The organism is Scytonema sp. UIC 10036, assembly GCF_009725235.1.
The window spans coordinates 1-22,114 of the sequence record NZ_WJFC01000055.1 but is presented as its reverse complement, the minus strand read 5'-3'; the positions used below and the strand labels follow the sequence as shown (position 1 = coordinate 22,114).

Below are 22,114 nucleotides of genomic sequence, written 5' to 3'. Positions count from 1 at the left end.
ATGACAGGTATAAAACAACCCTTGTATGAACACGCGATCGCCCATAAGTAAATTACTACCACCCGCATTAAGGTCAAGAAACTATCAATTATTTTTTACCGGACAAGGCATTTCTTTGATTGGTTCTTGGATGACTCAACTAGCTACAATTTGGCTGGTTTACGATCTAACAAACTCCGCTTTTATGTTAGGTGTTATCGGCTTTACCAGTCAAATTCCGAGCTTTTTTCTAACTCCTTTTGGTGGGGTATTTGTGGATCGCTTTTCCCGTCACCGCACTCTTGTTGGTACTCAAGTACTAGCAATGATACAGTCCTTGGCATTAGCAATCTTAGCATTTACTGGTACTATCCAAATTTGGCATATCATTGCATTAAGTTTGTTTCAAGGATTTATTAATGCCTTTGATGCACCAGCCAGACAAGCATTTGTACCAGAGTTAGTGGAACGTAGAGACGATTTAGCAAATGCTATTGCCATTAACTCAACCATGTTTAATGGAGCGAGGTTAATTGGTCCTGCAATTGGGGGATTACTTATTGCCAGAGTAGGTTCTGCTTACTGTTTCCTCATTGATGGGTTGAGTTATATTGCAGTCATTATAGCATTACTGGCAATGAAAATTAAGCCTTCAAGAATGACAGGAACTCATAGCAATCCTATAGTAGAAATCAAAGAAGGATTTGCTTATGCTTTTGGTTTTCCACCCATTCGAGCTATTCTATTAATATCAGCTTTAGTCAGCTTTTTTGGAATGCAATACACTGTTCTTGCCCCAGTTTTTGCAGAAGAAATCCTAAAAGGTGGTGCAGAAACTTTAGGTTTCTTAATGGCAGGTTCGGGAGTAGGAGCGTTAACTGGTGGTATTTATTTAGCAACACGAAGAACCGTCGTAGGGCTTGGGAAACTGATTGTTTTAGGTCCCACTGTTTTAGGAATTGGTTTAATTGCCTTTGCCTTATCGCGCATACTTCCAATTTCGTTGCTAACAATGCTGTTTGTTGGTTTGGGAACAATTATTCAAATTGCCAGTAGCAACACAGTATTACAGACAATTGTTCGGGAAAATATGCGTGGGCGAGTCATGAGCTTATATACGATGTCATTTTTAGGCACGATCCCCTTTGGAAATTTAGTGGGAGGTGCATTAGCTCGTCAAATTGGTGCTCCTACAACTTTAATCATTGATGGTATAGTTTGTATCTTAGGTTCCATATATTTTGCCAGACAGTTACCTGCTTTAAGGAAATTGGTTCATCCAATTTTGGCTGAAAAAGGTATTGTAGTCAGTGCTAAACAATAATTCATCTCGAATCCGGTAGCATCTGAATAATTAAACCGCAGAGGGCGCAGAGGGCGCAGAGGAAAAGAAAGGAGAAATAATTCTGATCCAAACGGATTTGAGATCGATTGTCAAAAAAATTTTTGGAGTCCTGTTGTGACTAATACAAATGCTGTTGGCAATGGGGGTAATCGGGGTTCTGCCAATTCCCCCTCCAATCAAAAAGTCCCCTTGAGAACCTGGATAGGCGTTTTAGCCAGTATGCTTGGTGCTTTTATGGCAGTACTGGATATTCAGATTACCAATGCTTCTTTACAAGAAATCCAGGCAACATTAGGAGCAACTCTAGAAGAAGGTTCTTGGATTTCTACAGCATATCTTGTGGCAGAAATTGTCGTGATACCCCTAACAGGATGGCTGTCTCGTGTCTTTTCCCTGCGACGGTATTTGTTAGTTAACACTGCCCTATTTATCTTGTTTTCCATAACTTGTGCTTGGGCGTGGAACCTCAACTCCATGATTGTTTTCCGCGCCTTACAAGGTTTTACTGGAGGAGTTTTAATTCCTACTGCTATGGCAGTTGTACTGACATATTTGCCTCCATCCAAACAACCAATCGGTTTAGCTGCATTTGGGATTACAGCAGTTTTTGCACCATCTATTGGTCCAACATTAGGTGGTTGGTTAACAGAAAATTACAGCTGGCAATATAGCTTTTATATAAATGTTTTTCCTGGTTTGTTAATGCTGGCTGGGGTGTGGTATGGAATTAAGCAAGAACCACCGCAACTACAATTGCTCAAACAAGGTGATTGGTTGGGAATTATTTCTATGGCAATTGGGTTAGGTTCTCTGCAAATTGTTCTAGAAGAAGGTAGCCGGAAAGACTGGTTTGGTTCAGCCTTGATTGTGCGCTTAAGTATTGTAGCGGCAATTTTTCTGGCGTTATTCTTTTGGATTGAGTTAACTCGCAGACAACCATTTATTAATTTAGGGCTTTTGCGATATCGTAACTTTGGTTTAGCAAGTGTCGTGAATGTTTCCTTAGGAGTGGGATTGTACGGTTCAATTTATATTTTGCCACTGTATTTAGCTCAAATTCAAGGATACAATGCCTTGCAAATCGGTGAAGTTCTGATTTGGGCGGGGATTCCTCAGTTATTTATTATTCCCTTTATTCCCAAACTCATGCAACGTATTGATGTGCGGTTAATGGTGGCTGTGGGTGTAGCTTTGTTTTCCATAAGTGTCTTTATGAACGCTAGGATGACGTATGAAACAGGGCTAGATCAATTGCGATGGTCACAACTTGTGCGTGCAATGGGACAACCACTGATTATGGTACCGTTAACTTCAATCGCCACTGCGGGATTAAACCCTAAAGAAGCTGGTTCCGCAAGTGGTTTATTTAATATGATGCGGAATTTAGGCGGTTCTATAGGAATTGCAGCATTAGCGACTTTATTAACTAATAGAGAACAGTTTCATTCTAATAGGTTAGGTGAATCAGTCTCTATATATAGCCCTGCAACTCAAGAGCGAATTAACCAGCTAACTCAATATTTTGCTAATCGAGGCGGAGTGGATTTAGAGACAGCACAAAACCAAGCAATAGCTGCTATTGACAAAATTGTGCGTCGTGAAGCTTTTGTTATGGCTTTTAACGATTGTTTCTATTTTATTGGCATTGCCTTATTATTAAGCGGTATTGCTATTTTGTTTATCAAAAAAGTTAAGCCCACAGGCGGTGCTGTAGCGCATTGAGGGGTTAGGGTTTCGGGGTTAGGGGTTAGAGAATCGCTCACTAATCGCTTTTTTATATTCCTATCCCACTTAAAGATTACCTAATTAAATGAACCGCGTTCGCGAAGCGTGCCGACGAAGGAGGCATAGACGCGAAGTATACGAAGAAAGAGGAGAATAAGAACGTTAGTTTTATAGCATCAAGGGAGTATTTCCTATTGTAAGCAGTTTATAATGGTTACTAAATTATTGATAAAAAAACACTAAGATGGTTACTAGCAGGCATGAATACTACATTTCATCAGAAGAATATTTGGAAGCTGAGAAATACAGTCAAATTAAACACGAGTATATTGATGGGCAAGTCTTTGCAATGGCAGGAGCAAGCGATGCTCACGTTACCATCAGTCTAAACTTATCATTTCTCTTACGAAACCATCTTCGGGGTAAAGGTTGCCGCGTTTACGCATTTGATATGAAAGCACAAATTGAAACCTTAAATTGCTACTACTATCCTGATGTGATGGTTACCTGTGACGCAAGAGATAGAGAATTTGAATACTTTAAAAAATTTCCTTGCTTGATTGTAGAAGTGCTTTCCGATTCAACAGAAGCATTAGACAGAGGTAAAAAGTTTGCTAACTACCGACATTTAGAAACACTTCAAGAATATGTCCTCATTTCCCAAGACACAATGATTGTAGAGTGTTTCCGTCGCAATTCAGAAGGTCGTTGGGAACTTTTTTCGTTTGAAAAAGACGAAGAAGTCCATTTAGCAAGTGTTGATTTTCGTTGCCCAATAGCAGCAATCTACGAAGATGTTACTTTAACTGAGGAATCATCATGAAAACTTTTAAAGTAGGGTGGATATTGCTAGCCCTGTCAACGTGACTCATAAAATCTAGCGTCCAAGCCGTTTGAAAAAGTAACTCGGATGAGTATAAATACTCCAAATCATTTAATTTATGACATTTTGACTTCCGTCTTAAGTTAGAAGTTTTGCTTTAAATACAATATTTCTACAGATAGTAGAACTTTATTTAAAATTTATGTTAAAAAAATCTTGGCTTAAACCTTAAACAAGCTGCTAATTAGCAAATTCTCTGAATCCCTAGCTAGTTAGCAACTTTTCTGGATTTTACGAACTTTGATTAAATTCTGTTTTTAGTGTTTGTATTCTCTAAAATTGAACTCAATCTTTGATGTTGTCTCAACCATTCTGAACAAACTTCTTTTTTAGTCCTTAACAGTTTGAGTTTTGAGTTTTAGGTTTGAGTTTGTCGAATTTACAGATTATTTACTTCTAGCGTTAGACAGAAATTATTTCCCTTAAGTGTGGAATAAATGACAGAATATCAAACGTATATTAAGAATTTAACTAAAAAATCCCAACCATGATTAATTAGTTGGGACATTAATTAGCAGAGACGAAACGTGAAATGATTCTAGTGATGAGTAGATGTACTAAACCTGCTTATACTTGGCTAAAAACGGTTTCAAATGTTTGTAGCGCTGGTACTTTGCTAACCACTCCGAGCAAACTTCATTGACAAGTTCTATTTCTCCACGAGTCAATTCTTCATCCGATTTTCCAGACGCTAAAATTTTCGCAGCAATAGCTGCTTTATCGTATTCGACACCCTGTTTGAATAACTCTGAGTAGTATATTGCCTCCTTCTCTTCAACCGTCGTGTGAAATTTTCTTTGCATCAGTTAAACCATCCAAGAGAAATAGAAACAGTTATTAATACTAAATTGTGTAAATTTCGAGTGTGATTGCAGCTACCCATAGGCAGATAAACATTTCAATCCTGAGATAGTTGTATTCTAAAGCTAATACTTTGGATAGAGGTTAAGACCACAGTTATCTAATTTCCGTTTGTTTGCTCAAATTCAACGTAGGTTGGGTTGAGGCTTTGCGAAACCCAACATTTATCAGCATTTGTTGGGTTTCGTTCCTCAACCCAACCTACAATTTCTACAATTTCCTCGGCACGTCTTTGCGTGAAATAATCTAATAAATTTACATCACAGTCAATATTTGCTCTGTTATTTTAATTTGTTCTTGACTGAAAGCCGCTTGCTTGAGATGACCTAAAAAAGAACGATCGCGATACCGAGAATCCAACTGTATAGCTTTTGTATAGACCTGTTTAGCAGCATCTTTATCGCCATTATCCCAATAAGCGATCGCAGCAGCAACCAAAGGATGAGGATTATTAGGCTCTAATGTAGCAGCACGCTCGGCACAAATAATAGCAAAGTTATAAACTTGTAGCCGATGCAAAGACAAACTCAAATTAAAGTAAGCAATTTCATTATTCGGTTTGAGAATAGCAGCCCAAGCATGAACTAATGTTGCGACTGGTACATTTCCATCCACTAAATAGACAATTCCCAAAGCATTGTAAGCGGGAACAAACAAAGGTTCTTGATAGATAGCTTGCCATAAAGAGCTAGCCGCTTCTTTTTCCTGACCTGCTAAATGCTGCGTCCAACCCAAATTCACGCGCCCCATGATATTTTTTGGGTCGAGTTCCACAGACTTTTGCATCGCTGCAATGGCTTCAGGAAACCGTCCTTGTTGACGATACAAAAGCCCTAATTGTCGGTATTCACCACCAGACTTTGCAGCCAGAGAAGATGGAATCAAAGCAAAAGTCAAAAATACACCCGTACAAATTCCACTTGTTAACTTTGCCTTTGCTAGTTTCAACATCTTCATTTCGAGATTCCTTTCTGAAGTTTCAGCTAATCCAGTAACTCTGGATTAATTCCTAACGCGTTCAGTTGTTCCGGAGAAAGCGATCGTAATTTTTCTACAATTTCCTCTCGCTTTTGTCGCTCCAGATCGGCTCTTTGTCGCTCAACTTCAGCACGTTCCTCACCTGTTAGTAGTAAATTTCCCTCAGCATCCCACCACCGCAACCACGGCAATTCTGCATTTTGATACCGTCCTTGCCAAATTCCTAACTCTACTCCCATGGGTGTAATAGCATAATGACCTCTGTCATTGGGTGTCATCAGTTGATAGGCATTACCTACGAGACGGTATACTTCTACCCCCGCTTTTTCTACTTCATAAATCGCATAATAAGGAATGCGGATCGCCTGCTCGTAAACCCAAAATTTACCAACTTCCCCTTCTCCTCCTTGTGATGGTGAAGTTTTATCTCGTTCTTCACTCCCATCGCCAGAGACAAATTCGATCGCAATCAACGGTGCAACATATTCCTTCCACAAAACGTAGGAACGGCGCATTTTGCCATTAAGAGTTGGCGGTACGTTCGGTACGTAGAACCAGTCTGGTGCTTCAGCCCCCCTCTCTGGGGGATCTATTAACCGCCAATAAATACCTGAATCTTGACCGATACAATATTGACCGTCAGGATGTAGAGTTTCTAAAACAGGTTTAATCGAATCTGTCAGTAGAATACTTTGAGGATGTTCTTGTAAGTTTTTCACAAATGTCCCGTCAGAATCAGGCAATTGCGTGTGGTCGGGTAAACTCAGCACTGAGTCAGTTGGTGTAGTGACGGAAGTCATACGGTTCACCAGGCATCTATCTGATTTTTATTGTAATGCGATTGGAGACTGGGAACATCTCCTCGATCTTCAAAGACCACACTAATTCATTAACTTTTTTGAAACTTCCATTCTATCCCGTTAAAGAGCAAAAATGACCAATTTGCTAAATACAGATTCGAATGAGTGATTAATATCACTGATGTGTTTTTTGAAATTTCTTCAACAATTGCTATAACCTTGTCAGCTGTTTCTGAATCCAAATTTGCAGTGATTTCATCTAATAAAAGAAGTTGAGGAGAATGCACAAGTGCGCGTGCAAGCGCAGCTCTTTGCCGTTGACCTCCTGATAGCTGATTTGGATAATCGTTAGCTTTGTGCTTAATACCAAGCAAGGCTAACTTTTCCTTTGCAACTTCATCTGCAATCTTCTTATTTTTCCCATTACGAAGCCAGAGAGGAAGTGACACATTTTCAAGTATAGTCATATGAGACCAAAGATATAGCTGTTGAAAGACCATACCAATTTGTAAGCCTTGCTTATCAAAATTGCGTTAACCCGCAACTTGGGTTAATAAGTGGCTAATAGCTTTCTTTCTGTCCTCGAATTCCAGATGTTGATATGAATCGCTAAGCACGTTAGCTGCCTAACTTCCTATCTCACCTCTTACATGAACCAACTGAACACGTTTATTAGGCAAGTCTTCAAGCACGGCAAAGTTGTTGTCCTGTTGGGGGACCATGGCAGCATAAATATTGTAATGCTTCTCACTACATAATTCATAGAAAAGATAGTAAGACAAGTGCTTTGGTAGTATCAGGAAAATCACAACCTATCTCCATTGGATCTTGGGAATTATTTTAATAGCGGAATTAACTGCTACTGCTAGTTTCTCTTCGTCTGGATGAAAAGCAAATGCTGGATCTATCTTTATATTTTCTAATCTTTCAATATTTATTACCTGTAGTTCATTCTCCTTAGAGATATGTTCACATGTTACATCTTCAGACAGAAAAACGGGAATAACCTTCTTCTCTTCTGTTTTTGCTGTTGTTAGCAAATAGTTGATTGCTCTCTTTCTATCTTCAAATTCCTTCTTTTTTTGATACGAGTCCCTCAGCATTGTAGCTGCCCAGTCTCCTATCTCACCTCTAACGTAAACCAATTCAACACGTCTATTAGGTAAATCTTCAAGAGAAATAGACTTCTTACTTTGTTCAGGTGCAATTACGGCAGAAAAACCATAAGAGTCTTCACTACATTGTTCAGAGAAACGATAGTCAAAAAAGCGCTCTGGCCATGCAAGAAAGAAAGGAGCAATACCATGAACTCTTCTTTCTCTAATTGCCAAAGGAATTGCCTGCCAAGTCAAATATTCCCAAATTGTATTGACCCCTAATAATCGACCAATTTGCTCCGCATATTTAATTGCTAATCCAGTGGGTGGAGAATCTGATTTACCTGAAATTGACCATGTCGGAACATCAGTATATCCAAGTATCCATGATTGGTTCTTGGCTATTTCATGCCAGCTATAATCTACGCCTTTGCCTTTAACAGCAGCCCTATATCCTGCAGCTTCTAGAAGCTCATTCACGATTCCGTCAATTTCATCAGAGGCGGGAAAGGGATCGTAAGGTAACTTTTGGCGGGTTTGATCCAACCTACGTGCTAAAGAGACTGCTATACGATTAACAATAGCTTTTCTCGGAACGCTGTCGCCGCGTGCCCACCGATAAAACTGTGTTTCCCCTATCTGGATTTCATTCATCAACTCTTGGTTTGTCCATCTTGCTTCTTGTATGTATTTTTCAACAACTTGAACAAACTCGGACTTAGACGGAGCGTTTTTCTGACTTTTCACGGTAAGTTTTCAAACGACGAAACAGCGTTGTTTTTTTCACAGGTTCATTCTCAATAATTTTAATTTATTGAGAATATTTATCTAAAAATTATAGTTTGCGAAACCTTTAAAATAACCTTTTCTACACATTGTAAAAAATCAGTAGTATTTTTAGATTCATTATGTGTTGAATGTATCATTACTCTGTGTTTTGGATCTCGGTTTAATTCTATGAATAAATAATTCACTTTCATCTAATTTGGAACTTTGGAACTATTTTGATAGCGGAATTGACTGCTACTGTTAGTCTCTCTTCATCTAAATGAAAAGCAAAGGCTGGAGATATTTTGACATTGTTCAAGCTTTTAATCTCTATTGCCTGTAGCTTGTTCTCATTAGAGATGTATTGACAAGTGACACTATCAGACACAAAGACAGGAGTAATATCATTGTTGCTACCTGACATTGCTAATAAATAGCTAATAGCTTTCCTTCCATCTTCAAATTCCTTCCTCTGGTCATATGAATCACTCAGAATTTTCACTGCCCAGCTTCCTATATCACCTCTAACGTGAATCAACTGAACCCGTCTTTTAGGCAAGTCTTCAAGAGAGGTAGATGTATTATCTTGGTTAGGAACCATGACAGCAGAAAGACTGTAAGCTTCCTCACTACATGGCTGAGAGAACCGATAATCAAACAACCGCTCCGGTATTCTAAGAAAGAAAGGAGCGATACCATGAACTCTTCTTTCTCTAATTGCCAGAGGCATTTCTTGCCAAGTCAAATACTCCCAAATTGTATTGACTCCCAATAACCGACCAATTTGCTCTGCATATTTAATGGCTAATCCAGTTGGAGATGAACCTGGTTTATCTGAAATCTGCGACCATGTTGGAACATCAGTATATCCAAGTGTCCATGAATGGTTCTTGGCTATTTCATGCCAGCTATAATCTGCGCCTTTGCCTTTAACAGCAGAGCTATATCCTGCGGCTTCTAGAAGCTCATTCACGATTTCGTCAATTTCATCAGAGGCGGGAAAGGGATCGTGAGGTAACTTTTGGCGAGTGAGATCCAATCGATGTGCTAAAGAGACTGCTATACGATTAACGATAGCTTTTCTCGGAACGCTATCGCCCCGTGCCCACCGATAAAACTGTGTTTCCCCTATCTGGATTTCATTCATCAATTCCTGGTTTGTCCATCCTGCTTCCTGTAGGTATTTCTCAAGAACTTGAATAAACTCAGACTTGGGTGGAGTACTTTGAGATTGATTGCGAGTTGAACTTGTCACAAAATTACCCACCTCCTCATTTATCGAATTTTCCAGTTCCTTACCTGTAAGTGCTCGCAAAAGGTAGACGCACTTACCCAAAAATGACTTTGCCTTCCCCGGTACATAAATACATTTGTACTTACTTTCGGGTGACTCAGTTTTTTGTACATCAAAAGCATATACGTCAGGAGCATATTTGTCATGACATCATTAATGTTTGTCATGACGAACATTAAAAGACAGCATAATACTATCAAAATTCTGCACTTGCAGAATTATATTTTATATTTTGTCAATCTATATCAATAAACTTTACTCAACCTCCACTGTTTCCTACTGTTCTCTAGTTCGGCAAACTACACGTTACCCAAGCATACCAGTTTGTTTAAAGTAGAGATAAAGATTCTCAAATTCTTCTCAAATTAGCTAAATTAAGCTAAATTATACTAAAATATGACATTTTTCTTTCCCAGAACTAATTTAACCTTCAAGAATCTGCAAATCGTGACTGACGTTAAAAGCTTGACAATTGAAGCGAAAATGGATAATATACTCATTAAAGAAAAAAAAGTATAGACTGTCCTAGAAAGACAGCATACAAAGCAACAGCAGGCAAATGCTTAGTAACAATTCGGGTAAAGATGTCCGATGGGTATCTTGTCTATCGGTTTGTTTAAACTAAATAGCCTTTTATAGCAGGTCATGCAAAGTTACAGCGATCGCCAGAAACTGTCTCTAAAGGACAAGTTTACATGAAAGCAAGAACTGAGACTTTACCAATCTGCTCGCGGATCGATTTCAAAATTAGGATACTCTGGAAAATTGCGATAAGCTGGGTACAGCTTGCGCTTTGCGAACGCTATCGCATATTTTCAGTATCTGACTCTGTCAAATCTTTGTAATACTTCATGTGAAGACGCATGGATAAATAGATGCAAAACCCTTTCCGTGCAAGGATTTTAGACTTCAAGATTCTGTGCCAGTTCGCAAAGAATTAGTATAACAAGGAAAGTATTACCTGAATTATTGAGACAACAAAATAAAGTGATGGATAGTTGTAAACCAGCACCCACACAGTGTTCTAGCTAAGTATTGAGAAATACAATTTGAAATTGTGGTGAAAGACCCAGGTTTTGGGTCGTGAGGAGTCAGAGAGAACCCAATTGAATTATTGTAGGTGTAAAATTGTGATAGAAAATGAGCCTCATCTTCTATACAGAGTGGTTTCTAGGTCACTCAAATATTTTTTGCTCGCACTAGCCGGTTTTGGAATCGTCTTTGTGATGTCAATATCTTTTGGTGGAATTCATCTTATGTACCCACTGCTACCGTTACTAGGAGGTCTAATTGTGCGTGTGGGAGCTATTTTACTGTCCTTATTGGCAATAACAATGATTCATGAATCGTTACGTTAAGGACATCATAAAGATTGGCATGAAACCTAGCCCCAATAAGCAAAACAATCCAGATCAACGTCAAGCCTTCTTATCCAACCTAGCTGAGTTTTTTGAGAAAACTATTCAAGGTACGGGGTTTAGTCGTTCAAGTCTTGTGATCGAGACTGTGAGAAACAACGGTAGCACAAAAAAGTATGCACTCATTCATGAAGGTGTTCCCAGTCAACGTTATGTTCTTAGCAAGGAGCAAATGCAAGATTTGATTGAGTTTTTCAAATCAGGAGGAACTCAAAACAACACCAATTAGACTCACTCATGTCTCATCAACAAACACTGTATGCTTGAAAAAACTGGAGTTATGGGGTCAAACCACAACTAAATACTCGCTCAACAAATCCTTCTCGCTAGGATAGTCGTGACTTCTACCAAGGCTAGTACAAGTGGACATTCTACTTCACTAGCTTTTTTAGTTTTCTACATATAAGCCAGGAACTTCACTCATTTTGGCACTGGCGAGAATTCAAACCATCATTACCAATAAGCGTGCGTAGTGTTACAGCAGTTTCAGATTATTAGACTACATGAGTGGGGTGGGCGTCCCCGCCCTCTTTTCTGTGTACGGGCTATGACGCCCGTATCACAAGAAGTACCAAAAGAAAATGCTGTAGTTTATTAACTCGAACAGCTCTTTATCTGCGTCCGTCTGCGTTCATCTGCGGTTCAAAACTCCTAAGCACCTTCCCGCAACTTATCCAACACACCCCTATCCTCCAAAGTAGAAGTATCCCCAGAAACTTCCTGTCCTGCAGCCAGATTCCGCAGCAATCGCCGCATAATCTTACCAGAACGAGTTTTGGGCAAAGCATCGGTAAAGCGGATTTCCCCCGGACGAGCGATCGCACCAATTTCTTGAACAACGTGTTGCTTAAGTTCCTTGCTCAATTCCTCCGACGCCGTACTCTCTCCTTCTAGAGTCACAAAAGCAACAATCTCTTCGCCCTTCAGTTCATCTGGCTTACCCACGACAGCCGCTTCAGCAACTGCAGGATGGGAAACGAGAGCCGATTCAATTTCCATGGTACCGAGACGGTGACCTGCTACATTAATCACATCATCAACACGCCCCATCACCCAGTAATATCCATCTTCATCGCGTCTTGCGCCATCCCCAGCAAAGTAGACATATTGTCCATCTTGAGGTCGGATGTGTTCCCAGTAAGTGCGACGGAAACGATCTGGATCTCCATAGACTGTCCGCATCATTCCAGGCCAAGGATGTCGGACAATCAAGTAACCACCCTCATTATCACCCGCAGGAACACCATCCAAATCCACAACATCAGCTAAGATTCCTGGGAAAGGACGAGTTGCGGAACCAGGTTTTGTAGGAATAGCACCAGGTAACGGTGTAATCATAATACCACCCGTTTCCGTTTGCCACCAAGTATCAACAATCGGACAGCGTTCCCCACCAATCGCTTTGTGATACCACATCCAAGCTTCTGGGTTAATGGGTTCGCCCACAGTTCCCAACAAGCGCAGAGAAGAAAGATTTCTCGCTTTCGGTAGGTGTTCGCCCATTTTGATAAAGGCACGAATCGCAGTAGGTGCGGTATAAAATATATTAACCCCGTACTTTTCAATAACGTCCCACATACAGCCCGGATTGGAAGCACGAGGCGCACCTTCATACATCAGCGTTGTTGCACCGTTCGACAAAGGACCGTAGACAATGTAACTGTGTCCTGTAATCCAACCCACATCCGCAGTACACCAATATACATCAGTATCCTGCAAGTCAAAAATCCATTTTGTGGTCATGTGGGTGTATAAGTTATAACCTGCGGTCGTATGGACAACACCCTTCGGCTTACCCGTGCTACCGGAAGTATAGAGAATGAACAGCATATCTTCGCTGTCCATAGGTTCAGCAGGACAATCTGCAGACGCACCTTTTTGTAACTCATGCCACCAATGGTCTCGTCCCGATTCCATATGGATTTCCTGGTTGGTACGCCGCACAACTAGGACGTTTTCCACTGAAGGAACAGCCCCATCAGCCAAAGCTTTATCCACCTGATCCTTAAGAGCAACGATCACATCCTTGCGCCAACCACCATCAGCCGTGATAACCACCTTTGCTTGGGCATCCACAAGGCGATCGCGCAATGCTTCTGCACTAAAACCGCCAAAAACCACACTGTGGGGTGCGCCAATTCTAGCACAAGCCAGCATTGCGATTGCCGCTTCAGGAATCATTGGCATATAAACGCCAACCCTATCTCCCTTTTTCACACCCAACTGCTTCAGCACATTTGCAAACTGACAAACTTCGCGATGTAATTGGGCATAAGTGAGAGTGCGCGAATCTCCTGGTTCCCCCTCCCAAATAATAGCAGCTTTATTTTTGCGCCAAGTCATCAGGTGTCTGTCAATACAGTTGTAAGAAATATTAATTTTTCCCCCAACAAACCATTTAGCAAAAGGTGGTTGCCAATCCAGCACCGTGTCCCACTTCTGGAACCAGTGCAACTCCTGTTCAGCCAACTCTGCCCAGAATGTTTGAGGATCTGCCTTAGCCTTATCATAGAGGAGCTGGTAGTCTTCAAGACTTTTGATGTGAGCGTTTTGAGAAAATTCCTGACTGGGATGGAATAAACGCTTTTCTTGAAGGATAGATTCTATGGTGATTTGGGACATAGTCATTTCTGTTATTGGCGTTCTAACACAAAACTATTGTGTACGGAAAATTACCAGAAGTGTGGTTGATTTTCGTTAAGATGTATGGAAATTAACAGAGTAGGGACTTGGTATGCTATATCTCTACTTTACAAATCAGGATTTTGTTTTTTGAATCTGGGGTGCTATTACTCATCATGACTGCATCATAGAATAATCTTATGGAGGCAGAACCAAGAGAAATTCAGGATTATCTCACTCCAGATGGTAACAGCCCTTTTACATCATGGCTTGAAGCTCTGAGAGATATAGCGGTTCTCACTTGGGTGCAATACATAAAAAATTTATGGAACCGCAGATGGACGCAGATGAACGCAGATGAAGTTGTACCTGATTCGGATGAGAACCGCTATATTCAAGCAAGAGCTAAAATCAGAAACAGGCTGAAGCGAGTAGAGTCGGGCAATTTAGGAAATTATCGTTCAGTTGGAGAAGGAGTTTGCGAACTAAAAGTGGACTATGGTTCGGGATACCGCGTGTATTTTGGACAAATAGGAACAACAGTAATACTTCTCCTTTGTGGTGGAGATAAAAGTACTCAAGAACAAGATATCAACAAAGCTAAGGAATACTGGAAAGATTATGAAAAACGTGCAAGCACCAGCAAGTAGAAGTTACCTTGAATACTTGATTTCATCTCTTAAAGATCCCCAAGAGGCTGCTGGTTATATTCAAACTTTCTTGGAATTAGAAGAAGATGGCGCTGGGCTTGAAATGCTAGGTTCAGCCCTAAAAGATGTGATAGATGCGCGTCTGCAAGCAAATAATCTTTCAGAAACTGCCAGACAGCATTATGAAAAACTGGATAAAATTCTTGCAGAAACTGGCGGAGCAGAAATTTACACTTTAATTGAATTTCTCAATGCACTTGGTTATCGAATTGCTCTTGCTCCAAAAGATGACAACAGTGTTCCACAGGACTTACGCAACTGGCATAAAGCGCGGGCGGGTATATAGGGCAAATCCATCTGAACACGATCTGCGCGGGGTGGTATAGGGGGTTTGTACTTCCAGGCATTCCGAGAGACAGGCGATCGCCATAGGGTAAATATTATAACAGAGCTAGACACTAATTGCCGAAAGAAGTATCAGGTGTGACTTTTTAGAGATCCTCTATGGAAATTCTTGCTTTTCATAGTGCAGTATGTTCATTAGTACTAGAAAACGTGGTGAAAACCTATGCCAATTACTCTAGAAGCCAGTAACTTATCTCTGAATGATATTCATCGCTTATTGAAACTGCAAAAGACACCAAATGCTCCATCGTTTGCAGACTACCTAACTTTAGAACCATTGACCGATTTGGAACAGCAGGATTTATTACGCATTAGTAACGACTTTGAACGTTACCTTAGTGCTGGAAAAGTTTCTGAAGGCTCAGTAAAATTTTTGGCTCTCGCGCCTTTAATGCGCTTAGCTGGATTTTATGATGTACCTGTCCGACTAACAATGGAAGATGCGATCGCTATCTCCATCGAAGACGAGGACACAAAGATAACAGGGCGGATGGATATTCTAGCAGTTAGCAACGCTCAAGCAAAGACTGCAAATACATTTTGGATTTTGGTAATAGAAACAAAAAACAGTTCGGTAGACGTTTCCGAGGGTTTACCCCAACTACTGACTTACGCTTTTAAAAGCTTAGAAAAGCAATCATCAGTTTGGGGACTAGCAACAAACGGTCACCGTTATCAGTTTGTCCGTCTCGAACGAGGAAATCCCCCTACCTATCAGTTAATGCCATTACTGAACCTAATTCAATCTGAAGACAGTATTCAGCTATTACAGGTTTTGAAAGCAATTTGCAAACTAGAAAATTAGGTAAGTTAAATTCCTGACTTAGCAGAGTTGGGAATCTTTGCACCTGCTGACTTCTACTTCACTTGGAAAAATTTGCGGAAAAAGAGACAATAAAGTTGAAGCTACTGTCAAACTAGTAGTAAATCTACGGATAGGACAGGTGAATGCGACTTAAACTAGATTTGCAAAGATTTTTTGACAGTTGCAACCCCAGCAGAACTTAGACATGGCTGATGTAGATGTTACAGATATTTTACTGGCGATCGCGAAGCGCAAGCTGTACCCAGCTTATCGCCAGGTCAGTGAGTGAAAGTTTAGAAGCAGTAGGAATTAAACTCAGACCGGGATATTTTGCCAAACTATTAGGTGAAATTCATGAATTTTTACAAACTCCAAAAGAACTTGCGGGGGAGTTATCTGTAGGTATTGCTAAAATTAGCGCAAAAACAAAAGATAGCCCCCATCTGCGAAGTCAGTTGAGGCAATATCTAGAACCTCGCACTAATAATATTTTAGAATCTCTTAATGAAGAATTCCTAACTCGTGCTAACCAGGAACTAAAAGAGAAGGGTAAGAAAGGGCTGGTGGTGATTGTGGATAATTTGGATCGAGTCGATCCAAGGGCGAAAAACCGAGAGCGCTCCCAACCCGAACATTTATTTGTCGATCGCGGCGAAGAGTTACGCAGGCTGAAGTGCCATGTTGTTTACACAATACCCCTAGCATTGGTATTCTCTAATGAATATGAGACGATGAAAAATCGTTTGGGTGGTGGAGTCAGTCCCAAGATACTACCGATGGTTCCCGTACAGTTACGCGATGGAACTCCATGCTCTGAAGGGATAGCGCTGTTGCAACAGATGATATTGGCAAGAGCTTTTCCCACAGTTAACTCCGAACTCAGATTGAATTTAATTGCAGAAGTTTTCGACACTCCCGATACCTTAAACAGGCTTTGTCAAATCAGTGGGGGTCACGTGCGAAATTTACTAGGATTGCTCTACAGTTGTCTTCAGTCAGAAGATCCTCCTTTATCACGAGAATGTTTGGAAAACTCTATCCGCGAATACCGCGAAAGCTTGGTACTATCTATTACAAAGCATGAATGGGAATTGCTCCGTCAAGTCGTTCAACAGCAAAGTGTGAGTGGTGAAGATGACTACCAAACTTTATTAAGAAGTTTATTTGTCTTTGAATATCAAGATAAAGAAGGACGCTGGTTTGGTATTAATCCCGTATTAGCAGAAGCCAAGCAATTTTAGGTATGAGCGAACCGATAAATACAGAAGAGATTTCCGTGCAAAATGAGCGATCGCTAGCCACTCTTGTCAGAGCGATCGTTCGTTCTCAAGGTCGCTTTTCCCTAATTTTAGTACGCTGCAACTACGCACATTTGCAAGAACAAATTTTAGAAAAGTTACGACAAAACCCTCAATTAGAAATTCTGGAAATAAATTTAGATAAGTCAGCCACAAATCTATATTCAATTATACAAGAAAAATTGGCAAAAGATGGGTTGGACGTGCCATTATCTATTGCTAATACCATTATAGTATCGGGTTTACAGTCAGTTACTAGAATTGACGATCTGTTGATTTCCATCAATCGAGTACGGGATGATTTTCCCCAAAGTTTTTCATTTCCCGTAGTCTTCTGGATTAACGATTTAGTGCTGCAAAAGTTTATAAAATTAGCACCAGATTTTTATACTTATGCTGGTGTACCCATTAAATTTGCCATCTCTACCACTGAATTAATTCAAGTTCTGCAAAAAAAGCAGATGGATTATTTTCTAAAATTTTGGAAACAGGTGGAGACAGATTTTTAGACAATGCTGCATTAAATATAGGTATGGATGCAGCTGAGATTGAATCAGCATTGGAAGAATTACACAATCGGGGTTGTTATGAACCAGAATTAGAAGCCAGTCAGCAATTTATTTCAGGACGCGATGCCCATAGTAAAAATCAAATGGAGCGATCGCGTCAACTTTACGAACAAAGCCTTGTATTCTGGGAACAGAGTACAGAGGACACGACAACAGAACAAGCAGAAGAAACTGTTCTCCCCCATCCCCATCCCCATCCCCTATCCCCTATCCCTGCGACAAGCCTGTGTACTTTTCCACCTGGGGCTATGGTGGCGAAGGTACGCCGTTTTACACCGAGCTGAGCATGAAACAGCCTGTCATCAAACAGAAAGCTACTATCAACGGTGTGTGGCAATATTGCAGCAAGCAAACCGTTCCGATTTAGTCGCTCAATTTATCAACCCTTGGGGAGAAGTGCTACAACAGTTGGCAAAGTGGGATGAATTAAAATCTGTTGCTAACACTGCTGTTAAACTACACTTAACCTATCCCAATCCCATCAGGCTAGCAAATGCTTATGCTTTCCTCGCAGAAGTTGCACTGGGAAAATGTCATTGGGAAGATACTCAGCAATATGCAACAACAGCCCTCGAAGCGATCGCACAACTTGCAAATGAGAAGTTGTCAAAGATTGCGGACAAGAAAACGAAAGTGCTGCTCAATTAGTCTTGTATTTACTGACTGATGAGAATAACACTCGCCCATTAAAAACCTATGCTGAATTGGCAGATGCTTTGGCAGTCTTAGCAGCTGAAGTAGAGAAATTAGAGCTAGTTTTAAATATTTTAGTGACATCAGGGATAGTCTTTTTGATACCGCAATCTCCAGCAGATCGCTATCAACTGGTTCATGATTATTTAGTATCTTTTATTCGGCAACAACGCGGTGCAGAATTATTAGCAGAATTGGAAAGAGAAAAACAAAAACGCCAATTAGCAGAAGCAAAGTTAAATCAGGTTTTAAAACAGCGATTAAGAATAGCTTCCAGTGCAGGGGTTGGATTGGCAGCATTAACAGCCGTGGCTGTGACATTTGGAGTTAAGTCAACAATTGGTGAGACAAATGCTCAAATTAGCGCTCTTACCTCCTCTTCAGAAGCACTTTTTACTGCGACTCTTCAAGAAGAAGCTTTGGTGGAAGGCATTAGAGCAGGAGAAAAACTGCAACAAACAATTTGGGCAAAGTGGATGGAAGCTCATACCCGCAACCAAGTTGTTGTTGCTTTACGGCAAGCAGTATACGAGTCAAAAGGCAGAGAACTCAAAACCCTCAAAGGGCATACCGCCTCGGTTTGGAGCGTCAGCTTCAGCCCCGACGGCAAGACCATCGCTTCTGCAAGTTGGGACAACACCGTCAAACTGTGGGATACCACAGGCAGAGAACTCAAAACCCTCAAAGGGCATACCGCCTCGGTTTTGAGCGTCAGCTTCAGCCCCGACGGCAAGACGATTGCTTCTGCAAGTTCGGACAAGACGGTGAAACTGTGGAACTTGGATCTGGAAAATTTACTTGTGTTGGGATGCGATTGGCTCAAATATTATTTACCCCAACATCCTGAGACATTGGCAGAACTTCAGGTATGTCAAACAAAGCCTCTCCTGATTGCTGCAGCCTCGACTTTAGTTGAACAAGGTGAGACATTAGCAAAAGAGGGGAATTTTGAGGGGGCAGTTGCTAAGTTTAATAAAGCCAAGGTGTGGAACTCTAAATTAAACTATAATTCAGAAGTAAAAGCAGCACCAGCTATAGTTGTCCAAGGGATAGAACTCGCCCAAGAAGGTGACATTGAGGCAGCATTAGTTAAGTTTAAACAAGCACAGCAACTAGCTCGAAATATTGACCTAAATCCAGAGACAGAAGCTTCAGAGAATAACCCAAAAGCAGTTGCTGTTATTACAAGAGGAGAAGCACTGATAAAGCAGGATAAAATCAAAGAAGCGATCGCTCTTTACAAAGATGCTCAAAAACTCGATCCCTCTTTAACCATTTCTGCGTATGATTGGAATTTTCTTTGTTGGGATGGTAGCTTGCGGGGATTTGCGAAAGATGTCATGTTTGCCTGTGAAAAAGCAGTTGCTCTTTCTCCAAAAGATGGAAATATTCTTGATAGTCGAGGGCTAGCTAGAGCGCTCAATGATAATAGTAAAGGAGCGATTGAAGATTTTCAGGCATTTATCAAATGGACTAATAATTCCGAGCAAAAATCGCAGCGTCAACGTTGGATTAATGCCTTAAATGCAGGTAAAAATCCCTTCACGACAGATGAGTTGAAAAAGTTGAGAGAGGAATAGTAGGATGATTTTGGATTTTAGATTTTGGATTTTGGATTGAGAAAACTGTAACGTTTCTATAGGTGTGAAATACCCAAGGAGTATTGATTGCGCTCGCGGTTCCAAGAACTCATCTTATTGCAGTTTTCAACTGGGCTTAGTAAAGAAAGAGTTTAGGAACCTCAGCCTGTAGCAGATGGACGCAGATAACATTTGCCTTATAGAGATGAAAGTTGCTCATCAGTTAGAAATTTCTTACGAATGTTTTCAGGTTGCTATATAATTAAGATAAAACTCTAAACTTCTAACAAGACTGCGAATACCTGTAATGGACATTCAAAAGGTTTTACGCGAGCAAGGAATTATCTACTCCGAGCCAGAAATTATGAGTGGAACTCCAGTGTTTGTGGGAACGCGAGTTCCATTGCAGTTTCTCAAATGCCTTCGATTCCTTGCCAAAGTTGAGCAACAGGAATTGTTTGTCCAGTCATCGCTTCATGCCAAGCTTGATGGAAATTCTCTAAAATCACTTCTTTAGATTTATCATCTTCCTCGATTTCTACTTCTTCTGGAATGAGAACAATAACTTCAACGCGACTGTTTTGAGCACTTACTAAGGGGCGATCTAAAGTAAGTTGTCCGTGTTCATTAATAGTTGCCATGACTTTAATTGCTTTCATTGGTGTCAAAAGTTATTTGTCATTAGTAAGAGTTTCAGGTGTTTTTACATTTGGTAATATAGCGTGTTTATTTCTACTTATCTACTTGTAGCAAAGAAAAATTCGGCAATGCGATCGCTACTATAACTTACAGCAGAAAGAGAATAGCCCGCTTAGACGGGCTTTGTTTGCATAGCCCCAGAATTCCATTCTCAGGGCAGCAGAAAATAAATTATTGCCAGAATATAGGATGGGCATCCTGTCTGTCACTTGTCAAAGGCAGGCAAGATGCCCGCACCACCAGAACTTTTAATCTCCATTTGCTGGGTTTCGTTCCTCAACCCAGCCTACACATCGTTATATGTATTAATTTATACTCTTAAAAGAGGGCTATGCTACTCAAAGTATAGAATAATGTCGGTACAAGTTGAACAGATTTACCAACTACAGGTTAAGCTGGAAAGAGTAGCTTTTTGTTACGTTTTGTATATCAAGTCTCCTTTTACTGTTAACTTTCAATTTTTGCCGTTTGAGAAAACAGGAATGCTAGATCAAATATTTGACTACCTCAACTTTCATCCTAGTTTAGAAGCATCTATAGTTTTGCTGCTCCTCATTTTTTTAGAGGCGGTGCTCTCTGCAGATAATGCGATCGCTCTGGCGGCGATCGCTCAAGGGCTGGGGAACCAGAAACTCGAACGTCAGGCGCTGAACATTGGTTTGGTGATTGCTTATGTTTTGCGAATTACGTTACTTCTCACTGCTGCCTGGGTACAACAGTTCTGGCAGTTTGAATTGTTGGGTGCAGCCTATCTACTGTGGTTAGTATTTCAACATTTTACTTCTGAAGAAGGTGAAGACAACCAACACCACGGTCCTCGATTCAGTTCCTTATGGCAAGCGATCCCCGTTATTGCCCTGACAGATTTGGCATTTTCTCTCGATAGCGTAACCACTGCGATCGCTGTCTCTAATGAGACTTGGTTGGTACTTACAGGAACCACCATTGGTGTTGTGACTCTGCGGTTTATGGCAGGTTTGTTCATTCGTTGGTTGGATGAATACGTCTACTTGGAAGATGCTGGTTACGTTACAGTAGCTTTAGTGGGCTTGCGCTTGTTCTTGAAAGTTGTGAACGACTCCTTTGTGCCCCCACAATGGGTGATGATTACTTCTATTGCCCTAATTTTGGCTTGGGGATTCTCTAAGCGTAAAGATTTTAAGGCTGAAACGACGATTGAGGAACCAGAAAAAACTGAAGTGCAACGATGAGGATAGAGAGTGAGTTAATTCTACATAAGTAGAAAATTGTATGTTATACTTTAAGCCTTAAGGATGGGCTGACGGTGGATTGAGTTTCGCAAACACGAGGTTTCCAAAAAATCAATTACCCATCTTATGGGCTTAAACCCTGTCCCTATTAAGCTACAGTGTACACACAACTTGGAATTACCCCCCTTAATCCCCCCTTATCAAGGGGGGAAATGGAAAATCAACTTCTCTCCCCTTTACAAGGGGAGCGTTAGGGTGGGGTAGGTACTACTCATACAACCAAGGTGTCAACCCCCCTTAATCCCCCCTTATCAAGGGGGGAAATGGAAAATCAACTTCCCTCCCCTTTACAAGGGGAGGGTTAGGGTGGGGTAGGTATTACTCATACAACCAAGGTGTCAACCCCCCTTAATCCCCCCTTATCAAGGGGGGAA

20 protein-coding genes and 1 pseudogene are annotated in these 22,114 nt (G+C 40.7%); 13 read left to right on the top strand and 8 right to left on the bottom strand.

What is annotated here, in order from left to right; translation table 11 throughout:
- Positions 1-25: 25 nt before the first annotated feature.
- The 3 genes from F7734_RS24760 (at position 26) to F7734_RS24750 (ending at position 3,872) form a co-directional block, all read left to right on the top strand.
- A complete protein-coding gene (locus tag F7734_RS24760) occupies positions 26-1,303 on the top strand; it encodes an MFS transporter (RefSeq protein ID WP_155747227.1) in 1,278 nt (425 codons plus the stop codon).
- Between the two features lie 135 nt (positions 1,304-1,438).
- Positions 1,439-3,046 (top strand): DHA2 family efflux MFS transporter permease subunit, encoded by a 1,608-nt coding sequence (locus F7734_RS24755; protein ID WP_347566276.1) that lies wholly within the window; start codon positions 1,439-1,441, stop codon positions 3,044-3,046.
- A 247-nt stretch (positions 3,047-3,293) separates the two neighbouring features.
- On the top strand, positions 3,294-3,872 hold the full coding sequence (locus tag F7734_RS24750) for a Uma2 family endonuclease (protein WP_155747225.1): 579 nt from the start codon (positions 3,294-3,296) through the stop codon (positions 3,870-3,872).
- 617 nt (positions 3,873-4,489) lie between these two features.
- Here the strand turns inward: F7734_RS24750 and F7734_RS24745 are convergent.
- From F7734_RS24745 to F7734_RS24720, 6 genes are all read right to left on the bottom strand, one after another.
- Positions 4,490-4,735, bottom strand: coding sequence for a hypothetical protein (locus F7734_RS24745; RefSeq protein WP_155747223.1), 246 nt, complete (start codon positions 4,733-4,735; stop codon positions 4,490-4,492).
- A gap of 313 nt (positions 4,736-5,048) precedes the next feature.
- Positions 5,049-5,750: a tetratricopeptide repeat protein gene (locus F7734_RS24740; RefSeq protein ID WP_155747222.1), complete on the bottom strand. Its 702-nt coding sequence runs from the start codon at positions 5,748-5,750 to the stop codon at positions 5,049-5,051.
- Between the two features lie 26 nt (positions 5,751-5,776).
- On the bottom strand, positions 5,777-6,571 hold the full coding sequence (locus F7734_RS24735; RefSeq protein WP_155747220.1) for a Uma2 family endonuclease: 795 nt from the start codon (positions 6,569-6,571) through the stop codon (positions 5,777-5,779).
- An 89-nt stretch (positions 6,572-6,660) separates the two neighbouring features.
- Positions 6,661-7,077 (bottom strand): ATP-binding cassette domain-containing protein, encoded by a 417-nt coding sequence (locus F7734_RS24730; RefSeq protein WP_347566279.1) that lies wholly within the window; start codon positions 7,075-7,077, stop codon positions 6,661-6,663.
- Positions 7,078-7,383: 306 nt separating this feature from the next.
- Entirely contained in the window at positions 7,384-8,415 is a 1,032-nt protein-coding gene (locus tag F7734_RS24725) for a transporter substrate-binding domain-containing protein (RefSeq protein ID WP_155747218.1), read from the bottom strand.
- Between the two features lie 229 nt (positions 8,416-8,644).
- Positions 8,645-9,691 (bottom strand): transporter substrate-binding domain-containing protein, encoded by a 1,047-nt coding sequence (locus F7734_RS24720; RefSeq protein ID WP_155747217.1) that lies wholly within the window; start codon positions 9,689-9,691, stop codon positions 8,645-8,647.
- Between the two features lie 1,380 nt (positions 9,692-11,071).
- Here F7734_RS24720 and F7734_RS24715 point away from each other — a divergent pair.
- On the top strand, positions 11,072-11,377 hold the full coding sequence (locus tag F7734_RS24715; RefSeq protein ID WP_155747215.1) for a hypothetical protein: 306 nt from the start codon (positions 11,072-11,074) through the stop codon (positions 11,375-11,377).
- Between the two features lie 422 nt (positions 11,378-11,799).
- On the opposite strand, the gene acs is transcribed toward F7734_RS24715, so the two are convergent.
- Positions 11,800-13,770 (bottom strand): acetate--CoA ligase, encoded by a 1,971-nt coding sequence (acs, locus tag F7734_RS24710; RefSeq protein WP_155747213.1) that lies wholly within the window; start codon positions 13,768-13,770, stop codon positions 11,800-11,802.
- Between the two features lie 200 nt (positions 13,771-13,970).
- Between acs and F7734_RS24705 the strand changes: the two genes are divergently transcribed.
- The 8 genes and pseudogenes from F7734_RS24705 to F7734_RS24670 all read left to right on the top strand — a co-directional run bounded on the left by F7734_RS24705 (position 13,971) and on the right by F7734_RS24670 (position 19,770).
- A complete protein-coding gene (locus F7734_RS24705; RefSeq protein WP_347566275.1) occupies positions 13,971-14,420 on the top strand; it encodes a type II toxin-antitoxin system RelE/ParE family toxin in 450 nt (149 codons plus the stop codon).
- The gene (locus F7734_RS24700; protein WP_155747211.1) at positions 14,392-14,766 is read left to right on the top strand and encodes a transcriptional regulator; all 375 of its coding nucleotides are present in this window, start codon (positions 14,392-14,394) and stop codon (positions 14,764-14,766) included. The genes F7734_RS24705 and F7734_RS24700 overlap by 29 nt, the downstream gene beginning before the upstream one ends.
- A gap of 222 nt (positions 14,767-14,988) precedes the next feature.
- Positions 14,989-15,630: a restriction endonuclease subunit R gene (locus F7734_RS24695; protein WP_155747209.1), complete on the top strand. Its 642-nt coding sequence runs from the start codon at positions 14,989-14,991 to the stop codon at positions 15,628-15,630.
- A 193-nt stretch (positions 15,631-15,823) separates the two neighbouring features.
- Positions 15,824-16,871 (top strand): annotated as a pseudogene (locus F7734_RS24690) (ATP-binding protein); the annotation flags it as partial.
- 2 nt (positions 16,872-16,873) lie between these two features.
- Positions 16,874-17,437: a hypothetical protein gene (locus tag F7734_RS24685; protein WP_155747207.1), complete on the top strand. Its 564-nt coding sequence runs from the start codon at positions 16,874-16,876 to the stop codon at positions 17,435-17,437.
- Positions 17,410-17,781 (top strand): hypothetical protein, encoded by a 372-nt coding sequence (locus F7734_RS24680; RefSeq protein WP_155747205.1) that lies wholly within the window; start codon positions 17,410-17,412, stop codon positions 17,779-17,781. Before F7734_RS24685 ends, F7734_RS24680 begins: the two co-directional genes overlap by 28 nt.
- Positions 17,782-17,827: 46 nt before the next feature.
- Positions 17,828-18,145: a hypothetical protein gene (locus F7734_RS24675; RefSeq protein WP_155747203.1), complete on the top strand. Its 318-nt coding sequence runs from the start codon at positions 17,828-17,830 to the stop codon at positions 18,143-18,145.
- Positions 18,146-18,147: 2 nt separating this feature from the next.
- Complete coding sequence (locus tag F7734_RS24670) at positions 18,148-19,770, top strand: hypothetical protein (RefSeq protein WP_155747201.1); 1,623 nt, start codon at positions 18,148-18,150, stop codon at positions 19,768-19,770.
- Between the two features lie 413 nt (positions 19,771-20,183).
- Here F7734_RS24670 and F7734_RS24660 read toward each other — a convergent pair whose 3' ends face one another.
- Positions 20,184-20,429, bottom strand: a complete 246-nt coding sequence (locus tag F7734_RS24660; RefSeq protein WP_155747197.1) for a hypothetical protein — start codon at positions 20,427-20,429, stop codon at positions 20,184-20,186.
- Between the two features lie 522 nt (positions 20,430-20,951).
- On the opposite strand from F7734_RS24660, the gene F7734_RS24655 reads away from it, so the two are divergent.
- Complete coding sequence (locus F7734_RS24655) at positions 20,952-21,680, top strand: TerC family protein (RefSeq protein WP_155747295.1); 729 nt, start codon at positions 20,952-20,954, stop codon at positions 21,678-21,680.
- Positions 21,681-22,114 lie beyond the last annotated feature (434 nt).

What these genes read in the sequence shown, in the direction of transcription:
- F7734_RS24760 (WP_155747227.1), top strand. Translation starts at nt 26, where the DNA reads ATGAACACGCGATCGCCCATAAGTAAATTACTACCACCCGCATTAAGG.
- F7734_RS24750 (WP_155747225.1), top strand. Translation starts at nt 3,294, where the DNA reads ATGGTTACTAGCAGGCATGAATACTACATTTCATCAGAAGAATATTTG.
- F7734_RS24745 (WP_155747223.1), bottom strand. Translation starts at nt 4,735, where the DNA reads ATGCAAAGAAAATTTCACACGACGGTTGAAGAGAAGGAGGCAATATAC.
- F7734_RS24740 (WP_155747222.1), bottom strand. Translation starts at nt 5,750, where the DNA reads ATGAAGATGTTGAAACTAGCAAAGGCAAAGTTAACAAGTGGAATTTGT.
- F7734_RS24735 (WP_155747220.1), bottom strand. Translation starts at nt 6,571, where the DNA reads ATGACTTCCGTCACTACACCAACTGACTCAGTGCTGAGTTTACCCGAC.
- F7734_RS24715 (WP_155747215.1), top strand. Translation starts at nt 11,072, where the DNA reads ATGAATCGTTACGTTAAGGACATCATAAAGATTGGCATGAAACCTAGC.
- acs (WP_155747213.1), bottom strand. Translation starts at nt 13,770, where the DNA reads ATGTCCCAAATCACCATAGAATCTATCCTTCAAGAAAAGCGTTTATTC.
- F7734_RS24705 (WP_347566275.1), top strand. Translation starts at nt 13,971, where the DNA reads ATGGAGGCAGAACCAAGAGAAATTCAGGATTATCTCACTCCAGATGGT.
- F7734_RS24700 (WP_155747211.1), top strand. Translation starts at nt 14,392, where the DNA reads ATGAAAAACGTGCAAGCACCAGCAAGTAGAAGTTACCTTGAATACTTG.
- F7734_RS24695 (WP_155747209.1), top strand. Translation starts at nt 14,989, where the DNA reads ATGCCAATTACTCTAGAAGCCAGTAACTTATCTCTGAATGATATTCAT.
- F7734_RS24685 (WP_155747207.1), top strand. Translation starts at nt 16,874, where the DNA reads ATGAGCGAACCGATAAATACAGAAGAGATTTCCGTGCAAAATGAGCGA.
- F7734_RS24660 (WP_155747197.1), bottom strand. Translation starts at nt 20,429, where the DNA reads ATGAAAGCAATTAAAGTCATGGCAACTATTAATGAACACGGACAACTT.
- F7734_RS24655 (WP_155747295.1), top strand. Translation starts at nt 20,952, where the DNA reads ATGCTAGATCAAATATTTGACTACCTCAACTTTCATCCTAGTTTAGAA.